The sequence below is a fragment of the Paenibacillus durus genome (assembly GCF_000756615.1).
Taxonomy (GTDB): domain Bacteria; phylum Bacillota; class Bacilli; order Paenibacillales; family Paenibacillaceae; genus Paenibacillus_AQ; species Paenibacillus_AQ durus.
On record NZ_CP009288.1, the window covers coordinates 966,719 to 980,027 of the forward strand.

Consider the following 13,309-nt stretch of genomic DNA (forward strand, 5'->3'; position numbering starts at 1 on the left):
ATACATTCCTCCTTACTCCGTCCACACGATGGACTGACGCTGTGTATCACTGAGCTTCCATTGCTGTTGGTACTTTAAAGGAATTTTGGCCCCATGCATCGAAGCTCCCTCAAAATAGGCATGTTCAAAGGAATGTATATCCGTAAAATCAGCCTCATCCAGATTTGCGTGTTCAAAACGCAGCCCACATAGCCCCGGCACCCGGAGTCCATGATCCCGATATGCTTGTCCGCTGGCCCCTCTGAAATTGGCCCCCTTTAGATCGCTATACCGAAAATCAGCATCGCTCAGTAGACAACCCTGAAAGCTACCCCCTTCTACATTTGTTTGTTGCCAGCGGCTTCCGATCAATACGCAGGCATGAAACTGGCTTCCCCGCAAATCACTGTAGCTAAAATCGTTGTAACGGAGGTCTTTTTCTATAAGGTGCAGATGGGGGAGAGAGAGATTCTTTATATTTTCGTATATATATGACTCTTCTTCACCCGCTTGCGTCAGTTGTTCTCTCACCGCATCCGTATTAGCATTTTTTTGATCCTCGACATACAAATTTTCGCTGATATCCCTAAACTCACCCGTCCGTATTAGCAAACGCCCAGCCTTATGAATGGCTTGATACTCAGGGGTTTGAACAGCTTCTGTAATCGCCAGGCGCATGATGGAACTCACAAATTGGTGGAAAAGAGGTGTGGATTCCAGCATCAGTCGTTCGATGTCCGCAGGGTTGAGTGCCCCCATATATTTTTTCCGTTCTTGCTCCAATGCTTCCAGCATGGTACTCATCGAAGTATAGGCCCATGAAGCGTCGTAGGTTAACCTACATTCCGAGTCATCTTCGTACCATTGCGCAGAATAAGCCTCGACCATATAAAGGTAGGACTGATCAAGAATCTGAGTACGCAAGAAAGAGTAGTGGATATATCCAATAGGTTCTATTTGGCCTTGTTGCTGCATGCTTAGAATATGTAAGCACAAATCCCTGAACGAATCCTTGAAGCTGGAAATAAATTGCTGTTGGCAACGGTGGAACTTGGCCTCCAATGTGTCCAACTGTATGTCAAGTAAGGGGATAAAATGCTGATCTTTAAAATGGTTTAACGCCGCTTGTCTATCCATTCGTTGATCCCCCTTTCTGTTAGTTCATTTTGATTTCAGTCCCGGAGAAGGTTGTCGTTTTATCCAGCGTAATGCTGTTGCCATTGCCGGAAAGCTCGATTTTCCCGGCAGACAGCTGAAGAGTGCCTGATGACATCGAGAGCTGGGAGGTGGCGCTGATATTGATATTTTTTCCACTTACAATATCAATTCCACTTTGGTCGCTGATCGTAATGGACATATCACTAGCGGAAATCACGATTTTATCCGGGGCCAGCATGATTTCCTTGCCATATTTGGTCCGCAGCGTCTTAATGGCAGGGTCAGCCATACGATCTGGCGCAGGAGCTGCTGCCGACAGAGACGAAGAGGAATTTGATCCGTCAGACGAAGCAGATACAGTCGAATGCGTTGAGGTTACTGTCCCATGTCCAGAAGTCTCAGACGATTTTCCTGACGAATGTTGCGGTTCTCTTTTGACCGAGCTGATAGCGTATCCTTCTTCCTCCTTATAGCTGGGGAAATAGATGCGGATACTGTCGTTTTCCTCCGGCATGCAGTACCAGCCCGTGTTATCTGCAGACGCATAGATGGTAGAGTAGGGGAACCAGTAATCGGTGTTCGGGTCCTGCTGATCGTCCATGTCCAGCTTGGCGCGGATGGTGTCCCGGTGAACGCTGAGTACCTTGCCTTGAATGGAAGCCCCGATGATCGAGCGGTTATACTCTTTGATAGGACGTAATCCGCTACGTGGGGACAGCTTGCACGTATGCGTTAATACACTATCCTTCATTTCCATCAACACTTCGGCCACAAGCAAGTTATGCCCCTTAAAGGTGACTTCATAGCCGGGCTCCAGTAAAGCTTCCGTCTTCACCTCATACTGGATAAAATCCTCATCCTGCACGCCGGGAATATGATTGTCCGAGGCGGTTTGGAAATCCGCGATCCGTTTGGACACCTTATATTGGGTCGCTGTGATTTCTCCCTTGCTCAGACCCATGGGCAGGCCAACATAAAATTTGGGTACTCCATAACCCACCGCAGGAATGAGCGGAGAATAGAAGTGGGAAGCTATCCGTTTTAGAAATTGCCAGTCGGTTTCGTCGTATTGCATAATAAACGTGCCAATGGGTGTCTTGTCGGTCACGACATCCAGCGCTTCCGCTTTGGGGTAGGCGGATAAAATGCTTTCAATAAGGCCGTTATAGGTAAGGTTGGGATTTTGAAAAGATCGTTTATGCCGCTTGATGTCGAGCTCGTATGTATGGGATATCGCTTCAAAGGTCAGGTAATGAACGCCGTGAACCACGTTCTCCTCCACATCCAAGACAATGCCCCGAAAGAGGGGATGGCGGTTACCGGAGTTGTCCATGACAAAGGCTTTGACCTGAGTCTCCTCATCCGAAGCACGAATGTAGCTCTCGCGTCTTTCATCGGAAATAATTCCCGTACAGATCATGCGGGCGTGGTCGTTTACGGTTTTCACAATTTTAAGCTCTTGAAGATGAGTAAATTCATAGGGCATGATTTCGATATGACCGTAAGTTATGGTATCTTTCATGGGGGCTGTCTCCTTTTGGGATAGTTTGTATCCGTTTTGCCGATTTGGAAAATCCAATATATGCATATATCGGTTGAAACAGAGCTTTATTTTACAAAATGACCCACTAATTGAGGGATTTTCAATGTGCATTACTGGAAGGTGAGTATAATTTGCGGAATCGACAAGGGAGGAGGAACATATATCCCTTTCACCGTCTCGACACATGTGGAGTGTGTGGTAAGGATATATCGGGAGGATGTGTTGGAGAAGCTAGTTAAACCATCAGCAATTCTATAGAATTAAATATTGTTACAAAATTGAATAGCATTAGTCTTACTCTAGATTTAGAGATGAATTAGGTCCTTGGTATTATCCGAGGGCTTTTTTTGTTCCATATATCCCATTAAATATGCTATAGTGTAAGAAAAAAAGGAGATTTATGCAGATTTTAGTGAAATAATGAGCCGAAGTGTCTCTTATTATTGGGTGTATAGTTTCATGTAAGTGGTAATATTTTAAAAAACATATCTGTCGCTAGCATTGTTATAGTTCATATTCATTAAAGTTATAAAATAATATGAGAGTTTATTTCGCATAACTGTATTGAACTCGGCATCTGGCTTCTTGTACCAAGATATTGTAGCAATCCGCTGAACCTGGTGGAGAAACGTGTAGGACATGTACTCAATACTTCTTTTGCTGACTTTAAGCGTGGATTGGATAAATCAGGTTTATATATGCAGCTTAAATAATATGCCTGAAGAGGAGAACGGGACCCATGAAAGACGATAAAGCGGTAGTAATCTCGATATTAAATATGAAAGGTGGAGTTGGTAAGACCACCCTTACTAGTAATTTAGCACTTGAACTATCTGAGCAAGGGAATAAAGTATTAATCTTGGATTTAGATCCGCAATTTAATACCACTCAAAGTCTTTTTAAGTATAGATACGACTCTATGAATAAATATTTTGAAATGAAAGAAGGATTATTAACTATTAGCACACTATTTATGGATACGACCTCTGGTGTAGCTAGGCAACTATTTGCTAAAGTAGAGCTACAAAATATTATACATAAGCTAAAAAATAATTTGCATATAATACCTGGTGATTTAAGTTTAATTGCTGAAGTTAATGATTCATCCATTAATAGATTAACCAGACATCTGAATGGCTGGAGAGTTTTTGAGATTTATGATTATATTTTAATTGACTGCCCACCAACTTGGGGGAAATTCACAACTACAGCTTTAGATTTGTCTAATTACTATTTAATACCAACCCGTTTAGATGAATTTTCAACAATCGGAATTACTATACTGGCTGATAAACTCGAAGAGTTGGTTTTGTCAGGTAGGACATCAATTAAGTGCTTAGGGGTTGTTTATATGATGCTGGGCAAAACGCCCCGTAAGTTAGGAGTGAGTAGAGATCAGGAAGGATATAAAAAAGATATAGAAAAGTTTTTTAATGATAATGTGAATGATCAAAAATCAATGTCAGAACGTGTGAAATCCAAAGTCGAGCCTTTCGAAACTAAAATTTATAATTATCAAAAAGTAAGTCATAACTCTTCAATATATAAAACATATGATAATTATCCTCAATTGATGTTATCAATCAGAGATTTAGTCAATGAAATTACTTCACGGATAAGCAAATCCGGGTACTTTGAAATAGGGGATGAATAGCATGGATATAATTGAGGTGAAGATGTTAGAAAAGACTCTAACTGATAAATCGATCAGTGTAAGTCAAAAACAACTTTATTTTTTTGGCTCAGTTACTACGACAATACTCTCTACTACTATTTTCCCCAGAAACGTTGATTTGAAAGAGTATATAAAACTTTTCGAAGAAGGCGCCTCTAAAAGTATTGAATTTAAAAATTATTTATATGTTTCTAGAACTTTATTGTTATCAAGAGTTCTTCGTTTGATTAGTGATAAAAATGAGTTTCTTTCAATGAACAATTTCATAGATGGTCATGTAAATTTCTTGAGAAAAAAATTATCTCTAAATTCTAATAATGTTAAAAAGATCAATGATAATAAGAAAAATAGTTTGTTGTCTGACATGATGAGTAAAGGAAAAAAGGATTAAGTTGTATGACTAAAATATTAAATACTTTATATCAGCAGATCAAGTATGATTACGACATGTTTATTGATTTACTTGGTCTTAAACAATCTTCGTTAAGTCTTTGCAATGAACTAGAACTTGTGCACCGAAAAATGTACCTGCTTAGGGAATTAGTATTATTAAAAACAGATTATCTTTCGGTAGAATCGCTCCTTTATTTCAATGAAACTATAGCAGATCTGGCCGAAGGAATAATGATTCTTTCGAAAGGCAGGATTAAGACATCAAAGATGTTATTGCGCTCATCATTGGAAACTTTTATGAAATCCATATGCTATAGTTTGAATATAAGTGTTAATAGTAATTTTTCGAGCAACATAGAATTTATAAGAAAAAATGTGGTGAATATCCAGTATGGTTATCGAGGAAAAAAACAAAGAGATATTCAAAATTATTTCATTGAAAAATTAGAAAATGTTTTTAAACAAGAATTTTATTGGCCTATATGTAATTATGTTCATTCTAATAATTCTAGTCTACTTTCAACTGAAAAGTTCTTGATAGATATTCTAAATTTAACAATAAACAAAAGTACATTCATTGAACATGCAAAAGTATTTGATAAGGTTTTAGAATATTTAATTTTATTATTACTTTTATCGAGTAGAAAATTTTATATTGGACTTGACTCGGAAAAAGTTTCCTTATCAATAAAAAATCTATCGGAATTCAATCAGGCGGTATTGTTTTATGAGGGGTAAATGTTCATCCAGTTTATGGTTTATAAAATGTTAAAAAAGCTTCCCCGCTACTCGACATGGGTAAAATAGAATGCGATTTTTTATATGGAGGGCGGGTATGATAAGCTGGCTAGCTTCGCGAAGTCTCTATGATTCGTGGCTTTCGCAGGTATCCACATCGTAGTATAGATCGTTATTTTTTGCTGGAACCGTACAGCGAGAAGGAATAAGGACTCATAAAGATAGCATGAACAACACTATATAAAAAATCCTATTTTAAAATGAAAGGAGTACTGTTTTGGGAATCCTAAAATCAGATTATATGACTATTTTGGCGATTATTGTTATTATAATATGGACTGTGTTTTATATAAGGCATCGAAAGAAAGTAAAATTATTTATTAAAAATGAAGTTGAGGCTTTAGACTTTAATCCTGATGTTATATTTAAATATAAAGATACTCTATTACTTTTAAATTGTAATGAAGGGAGACTAGCAGATATACAGTATGGAAATAAAACAGGATTGTACAACTTCTATACTGAACATTATCTGGCTGATCGAAATAGGAGTAAGATACTTTTACTAAATGAAGAAAATAATCTGATTATAATTTTTTATAGGGACACCAAAGAAAACTTCCTTTATAATTTATCAGATATTAAAGAAGTTGGAATAATGTTAAATCAAAGTTCTGATGATAAAGGAAATGGAATGGTTCGTCCTTCTTTAAGGCTAACAATATCTGATGTATCAAATCCTCATCACGAATTTGATTGGTTTAAGTTTAACATTAATTTGAATGATGAATTTTTCCAAGCGGAATTTAGAGAGCTCGAAAAAGAAGTAGCGATACTTAGAGTTTACGCGGAACAGGCCAAGAATAAGTTTAGAGAGGAAAAGCCCACTTTCTATATTGAAAATGCACCTGGTTCTATTATAGGTAACCAATCAAACTCTGTAATAAATTACCAAAGTTTAAATGAAGAAGTTTTAGAAGATAATCAAATTTTCTATGATTTTATTTTAAATGAAGTACAGGAATTGTTGGATAACAATAGTAAAATTAATCAAGGAGAACTTAAAAAATATTCTCAAAATCTAAAAGAGGATACAGAGTTAAAAAAGTATGTTGCTGATCTAGTAATTGATTGGTTGATATACAAGTAAGTTCTAACATTTAAAATGTTAGGACACTCTTAATTTTTAATTAATATCAAGGAGAAATCACCTATGTTAAAAAATTTCATGAAGTTATCCGGAGAAAAATTTAATATTATTAGAAATCACCAAATTGTTGGTACAGCAAAAGGATTAAGAAATACTGAAAATAATACTCAAAAAAAATATATTGCTTTTGATCAGAATACTGACATTAAACCTCAAGATGTCATTATAGGAGTAGTCTCTAGCGATGAATTTTATATTGAGGACGTCCAAAGTCATATTTATAAAGGGACAGTACTGCAAAGAAAAGCTTACTATATAACTAAAAATCAATACGATAGAATGCAACATGAAAAACAGTCAAATTCTACTTCTTTTCATATCGAGAATGCCCATAATTCGATAATAGGTAGTCAACAAACTGCTTCTATGACAAATATGTTTAATTTTAGGGAAATTGAAAAAGAAATTGAGCAAAGAGGTGGAGAAGATAAAGTAGAATTAAAAAAAATGGTGGCTGAAATACAAGAAATGTTTGAAGATTCTGAAAAAATGAAAAAAGGTTCACTTTCTAAATTTTCTGAAATGATGCAGAAACATAGTTGGATAACTAGTTCTATAGCTAAAATGGGGTTGGACTTTTTATTGGGTGTTGTTAAAAGTAAATAAGAGGATTAAAGTTTCCATGTAGTCTTTCTTAATAGCAAAAAATGTTCGCCTTTTTTGTAGAAACGTTTGACTACTTAACTCATTCAAGGGAAAAATAACCATGAAAAATTTGGGTCTAAAGTGCAGTAAAATGGTTTGTATAAACTCCCAGTAAGATGGAAATAATGAAAGTTTGGAAGAGCTCAGGGGAGTTTGATAAAAAGCAACTATAAGAGTTCATCAAGGAGAATAAGCTGGTGTCTGTGATTACAGATTACCGGCTTTTTTTCTATGCTTAAATATCCATTTGATAATGTGACGTAAATTACGGCGTTAACTATTGACTCCATTATTATCCATATGATATGATTGCTTCAGAAATAAAAGACGTATATTCGTGCGAACGGAGGTTCTTGTGAACGGGTTTGAATTTATTGCTAAGGCATTTAATGCAACGTACACAGATATTGCAAAAAGGCTAAATTTAACTACTTCCACAGTTGCAGATTGGGCAAGCGGTAGAAGGCCGATCCCAAAGAATAAGCTTCCATTACTATCTAAATTGTTCAAGATTGATGAAGAGTACTTTAAGAAGAAAGAGTTAACACAAGTCGAAAAGATCGAGATTGAAATTAACTATCTCAAAAGAGCATCAAAGAGGGACTCTGAACAGATACCTGAAACGATTATTGACGAAGATGGCAATCAACTAGAAGTGTATAGTTGGTTTGATCCACATGAAGGTGACTTGAGATATAAATATGAAGAACTTGAGTATGAAAAATTGAACGAAAGACTGAGAAAAATTCTTGAGTATGATTTCAATTTGGAATTTCAATTTCAACGCTCAAAAAATCATTTCCATGTAGTCAGACACCTTGCTGATTTGCTTGAAGAAGATGAAGGAGGTGAGGGAATTGAAGATCATGAGGAAATAACCGACGAAGAAGCCGAACGCAGAAAAAAAATCCATGTAAAAATTGATGTACTTAACACATTGTTGCAATTCTTAAATGGGGGAAAACTTTTTGCTTTTGGGGAAAATGATAAATTTGATGTGGAATTATTTCATCTGCTCCGAAGATATGAAGTGATTGAAACCGAAGCACCGGAAATCGAAGAAAATGAAGAACCGTTTGATCGGGTCGATCCTAATCTAAGAATTGATAAATCTAATAACTAATCAGGAGGCTAAAGTTTGTCCAAAAATCAAAAACGCAATCAGCATAAAATCAAACTGTTCCAATTCCATGAGATTACAGAAAGCTCTGGTCAACTCCTCGCTCCAGAAGCCACGCAAAGAACCATCACCGTATCCGACAGCATGTATCTGCATCATCTCAAACAAGTGGTTGCTGAAATTGATCAAATTGCCGATTTCACAGATGCCATCTTTATGCTAAAGGCAGACAATATCGCTGAAGATGATCCAGCCCAGTTTAACCTATTCGAACGCATGCTCTGTGAGGGTATTTATTATCAAGGTGAACGGTATATCCGCTCTATAAAAAGTCCTGCGATGGGGCGAACGCAGCGAACTGAATTTATTCGTAAAACACTTTACGATTCACTTTACAATCGCATCACGTTAGGCAAGTATCCTAACCTAACCAACATCAACAAGTGGGAAGCTGCCCTTGGGGTCAGTCGTTCTACAGCAATCCCAATTCCGTTTATCCCACGCATTGTTGTCATTCCGGATTATAAGAAAGATGAAATCATAGAGGACGTTTGGAAAATTGAAGAATGCGGATTGGATTCTGAAGCACAGAATCTGGTTCAAGCCGAAAAGAGAAAGCAGAGTGCATACTTCAAGGCGAAGAAAGAACTCAAGCCATCTGCTGAAAAGTTAAAACAGTTAAAGTCGGTTCCTGTTAAATATATCGAGGCTAAAGGTGAGCTTAAGCATGTTCCCGACCAATCAATCTATAAGACGTTCAATGGTTGGGATAAAGAGGGTCGCCGCGTAGAACTAGATCAGATTGCTTTGCCAGTGCGTTCTGCGGAATATAGCGGGAAATTATATCCTTGCTATTTCATTGAACAAACAGAAGAAATTCCGGTGATCCCGATTAGCCAAGAGTCCATTGGCCTGAAGCGAGTCGAATACCCGAAATATAAAAACAAAGATGTCCAGTTTTTCGATGGACAGGGACTGATGAGCTTTGAGTTTGCTGAGATCATTCAGCAGCACTTGGAACTCAAACATCCAGTTAATGCTGTTCAAGGACGCTTGCCATACATAAAAGGTAACTTTATTCGTTTTGACATACATAAATGGTTTAAAGAACATCACATAACTGAAATGATCGATATATTTAATCAGCCAAAACCGCTTATTGATGAAGAAGGTCGTCCCATTGATCTCATAATCACAAAATCCTGCTTCAAAGCATGGCATCGGTACATTGAAGGGCAAGAAAAGCCGGAATGCATATTTGAAAATATAGCCGAATATGAGAAACTTCTGACCCACCATCATCACACTCATTTTTGGATCGCCAATTATGCCAAGCCATCCTATCAGATCAATCCATATACACCGCTGACGTATCAATATATTCATGCGCTGAATCTTACGCTGGATGATTTATATAAATTGGCAAGTCCCATATTGGATGTACTCAAGCGAATATTACATGGTAAAAATATAATGCTACATAGAATCTAGACAGCAAAAAAGGAGATTCTTAGTTGTGCCAACATCAAGACGAACATTCACGCCGGAAGAAAAAGCACGAATTGTACTGGAGATTCTAAGAGAAGAAAAGTCCATTTCGCAGCTGGCTTCGGAAGAAGGAATCCATCCCAATGTGTTAAATCGCTGGAAGAATGAAGCGACTCAAAATCTGGCTCAGCTCTTTGTAGACGACCGGAAAGGGATCACGAAGATGAAAAAAGAATACGAGCAGCAGATCGAAGACCTCTACGCCGAAGTGGGTAAACTGACCACCCAATTGTCGTGGCTCAAAAAAAAATCTGGCCGATAATCTCAGCCGTGCCGAACGGTTGCTCCTCGTCGAGTATGGGAACGCTGAACTTTCCATTCAAACGCAGGCGGACTTGCTCAGCCTGAATCGTTCCAGCCTGTATTACAAGCCGGTCCCTCCCTCCCCGGAGGAAATTCGCCTCAAGCACCGGATTGACGAGCTTTACACCCGCCATTCGTTTATGGGTTACCGGACGATTGCGGCCATCATGAACCGGGAAGGGGATGCTATTCATCCCAACACCGTACGGCGGTATATGCGGGAAATGGGGATCATGGCGATCTTCCCCGGTCCTAACCTGAGTAAGCGAGACCTACAGCACCGGATCTACCCGTACCTGCTGCGTAAGCTGCCGATTACAGCGCCGGATCAGGTCTGGAGTGTCGATATTACCTATATCCGCATGAAACAGGGCTGGATGTATCTGTATGCCGTCATGGACTGGTATTCGCGCTTCATTGTGGACTGGCAACTGGATCAAAGTCTGGAAATTGACTTTGTCCTGGAAACCATGAAACGCGCCTTGGCCCGTCGTGTTCCGTCCATCGTGAACAGCGACCAGGGCAGCCACTTCACCAGTCCCAAGTACATTGATCTGCTCAAGGAAAAGGAGATTCGGATCAGCATGGACGGGAAGGGCCGAGCGACAGACAATATTGTCATTGAGCGCTTTTGGCGCAGCCTAAAGTACAACGAAATTTACATCAACGAGTATGGCAGTCCAAGAGAGACCCGGCAGGGTGTAGGAGGATATATCCATTTGCATAATCACTACCTGCCTCATCAGTCCCTGCAAAACCATACGCCGGCTGCTGTGTATAACCAGGAGGTCATGCTTTCATCCACATAGGAATAAGGTGAAGGGAACTTTGTTCCCCTCCCGCGCCTTCGCTTGGGCCTTGTCCTCCACCTACAACAGCTCTACTTTTCACTTTGCACTTTTTTTCACACCTTAAATATATTCAAATCTCTGTCTTGACATCTTGTAGCACCATAAAAAGACGATTCCTCCGGTAAGTGGCTTCTGGATATCGCATATACGAAGGCGTTCCTGAACATGCTCGTCCAAGAAGATGATACGACAGATGAAGATCAGTCTGATGAGAGCGAAGCAGAGAATGAAGAGGATCAGCAGCAGAAAAAGAAATTTGTGAGTGAGATCATCAAGGCAATCGACATCAACGAACTTATGCTGTATGACGGTAATGTTCGCAAATTTATCGTAAAGCAAGCCATGCTGAAAGTACAGGATATGTTGAAAGGTCGCATCCCGATTCGTGGCAGCTACTTTTATCTAACCGATGATCCAATAGCTTTTATGGAGCATGCCGCTGGAAATGCAGTAACAGGTGTGTTGAAGAAGAACCAGGCTTTTATGAATCGGAAACAGGGAATGCATGCGTTGTTTCGCTCACCACTAACCATATTTAATGAAGTTGCCAAGCTGGATTTTGTACAAGTACATAACCGATATATGCGTCATTTGGACAACGTGATTGTGCTGAACTGTCATGATCTGAATCTGATGAGACTTGGAGGAGCAGATGTGGATGGTGACACGGCTCTTTGCACGAGTGACCCTACCATTCTCGCGGCAGTCATTGATGCTCCGACGATTATTAATGAAGATGATAAAAAAGTAGCTGACCCTGTACCAAATAACATTAATAGCATCGTAGATATGGAACTCAAGAGCCTACATAACCTGACTGGCAGATGTACCAATGTGAACAGCTATTTTCAAAATCTCGCTCTGGAGGAAGGAAGCCTTCAATCGCGTGTGCTGGAGAATGCATGCCTGAAATTCCTTCAAGGTCAAATTATCGATGCAACGAAGAATGGTCGCGATGTTGAGATTCCCTATGTGCTGGATCGTTTTGCTTATAAGATGCCTTATTTTTTTCGCTTCATCAATGGCGGAACAGAAAAGGAATATCAGCTTACAACGAAAACCCCATTCAGTCAGTTCTGTGTAAAGGCAGAGAAATACATCAAGAAAACTTTTAATGAAAAAGATGGGAAACTGGATCGGACGATACTTGGCATCGAAAGCACCAAGCAACTGTTGCAGGATTTCAGCAAAGTGAGCCAGAGCAAGTTTATGGAATACGTGGATCTGATTGAACCACTTTATACAGATTACAATGCGGAGAAAAACCGTATCGATTATCGCCGGAAGCAATTCAATGAAAAGAAAAAATGGGAGCGGGATAATGATACTCGGAAATCCATCAGCGCAGAATATGCAGAGATGAAGGCAAAATTTAAGGCCAAATGTGAAGCGATTTGTCCTTATCCATCCATACTCGCGAGTGTTGCCGTTGAGATTGCGTATTATAAATTTGGCACTCACTCCTTCGCATGGTTGTTCATTGATGGACTGCTGGAGAATTTAAAGAAGAATGAAAAGGTCATGAAGAAGGAAGTACATAGATTGAACCGGCTTACCAATCGAATTATAGATGACAATCAGATCACCGTTCAAGAAGGTAGAGCGAGCATTGGTGATGTAACGTTTGAATTTAATGCGCCAGATGGAAACTACTGCTTGATTGAAATTATGGGTCAATATTTCGTTTGGCATGAAGTGAAGAGGGAGTCCGATGTAGAGGTTAGCAACACTCCTGCCTTATTGGGCGGAAGCAGCACAAGAAAACCGCTGCAGTCGTATAAGCTGGGGATCAGCACCCTGAAAAAATCAAAAGAAGAATCCCAATCGGTTGCTGATGAAGTGGTCGGAAGAAAATTTACGATTCAAGTAGTCGATAATCGTTTCGTCAATATTGTTGATTCGAACGGTGAAATCAAATGTTGTGTGCCAAGAAATCAGATTATCAATCAGGAAGAGAAGGTATCGTTATTCGATTATGATGGTGCGGTAATCGAGTTTGTAAAAGTGGATGAAGTATATAAGTCCAGTTTTGCGGCTGTCGTAAATATTGCTTAGTTTACTGGTTATTGACTGTCATATTGTGCGCTCGCTAACGCTTGCGCTCGGGTGACACGTGATAAGTTTCTGTATCCATATTATATATAAA

11 protein-coding genes are annotated in these 13,309 nt (G+C 39.1%); 9 read left to right on the forward strand and 2 right to left on the reverse strand.

Annotation, left to right across the window (positions count from 1 at the left end; genetic code table 11):
• Positions 1-12: 12 nt before the first annotated feature.
• Both PDUR_RS04415 and PDUR_RS04420 read right to left on the reverse strand, forming a co-directional pair.
• Positions 13-1,116: a pentapeptide repeat-containing protein gene (locus PDUR_RS04415; protein WP_042205264.1), complete on the reverse strand. Its 1,104-nt coding sequence runs from the start codon at positions 1,114-1,116 to the stop codon at positions 13-15.
• Positions 1,117-1,135: 19 nt separating this feature from the next.
• Positions 1,136-2,659: a hypothetical protein gene (locus tag PDUR_RS04420; RefSeq protein WP_042205265.1), complete on the reverse strand. Its 1,524-nt coding sequence runs from the start codon at positions 2,657-2,659 to the stop codon at positions 1,136-1,138.
• A gap of 760 nt (positions 2,660-3,419) precedes the next feature.
• Between PDUR_RS04420 and PDUR_RS04425 the strand changes: the two genes are divergently transcribed.
• The 9 genes from PDUR_RS04425 (at position 3,420) to PDUR_RS04470 (ending at position 13,218) form a co-directional block, all read left to right on the forward strand.
• Positions 3,420-4,334: a ParA family protein gene (locus tag PDUR_RS04425; protein WP_052410033.1), complete on the forward strand. Its 915-nt coding sequence runs from the start codon at positions 3,420-3,422 to the stop codon at positions 4,332-4,334.
• 1 nt (position 4,335) lies between these two features.
• Positions 4,336-4,746: a hypothetical protein gene (locus tag PDUR_RS04430; protein ID WP_042205266.1), complete on the forward strand. Its 411-nt coding sequence runs from the start codon at positions 4,336-4,338 to the stop codon at positions 4,744-4,746.
• Positions 4,747-4,751: 5 nt separating this feature from the next.
• Positions 4,752-5,486 (forward strand): hypothetical protein, encoded by a 735-nt coding sequence (locus tag PDUR_RS04435; protein WP_042205267.1) that lies wholly within the window; start codon positions 4,752-4,754, stop codon positions 5,484-5,486.
• Positions 5,487-5,763: 277 nt separating this feature from the next.
• Complete coding sequence (locus tag PDUR_RS04440; RefSeq protein WP_042205268.1) at positions 5,764-6,636, forward strand: hypothetical protein; 873 nt, start codon at positions 5,764-5,766, stop codon at positions 6,634-6,636.
• Between the two features lie 63 nt (positions 6,637-6,699).
• Positions 6,700-7,302 carry a hypothetical protein gene (locus tag PDUR_RS04445; protein ID WP_042205270.1) on the forward strand — a complete coding sequence of 201 codons (603 nt, stop codon included), beginning with the start codon at positions 6,700-6,702 and terminating at the stop codon, positions 7,300-7,302.
• A gap of 394 nt (positions 7,303-7,696) precedes the next feature.
• Entirely contained in the window at positions 7,697-8,464 is a 768-nt protein-coding gene (locus PDUR_RS04450; protein WP_042205271.1) for a helix-turn-helix domain-containing protein, read from the forward strand.
• Positions 8,465-8,479: 15 nt separating this feature from the next.
• Positions 8,480-9,952 carry a hypothetical protein gene (locus PDUR_RS04455; RefSeq protein ID WP_052410036.1) on the forward strand — a complete coding sequence of 491 codons (1,473 nt, stop codon included), beginning with the start codon at positions 8,480-8,482 and terminating at the stop codon, positions 9,950-9,952.
• 25 nt (positions 9,953-9,977) lie between these two features.
• A protein-coding gene (locus tag PDUR_RS04465; protein ID WP_218918414.1) for an IS3 family transposase occupies positions 9,978-11,121 on the forward strand; the annotation gives its coding sequence in 2 pieces (ribosomal slippage) (positions 9,978-10,252 and positions 10,251-11,121; 1,146 coding nt in all).
• A 201-nt stretch (positions 11,122-11,322) separates the two neighbouring features.
• Complete coding sequence (locus PDUR_RS04470; protein WP_269079207.1) at positions 11,323-13,218, forward strand: RNA dependent RNA polymerase; 1,896 nt, start codon at positions 11,323-11,325, stop codon at positions 13,216-13,218.
• The last annotated feature ends 91 nt before the right edge of the window (positions 13,219-13,309 follow it).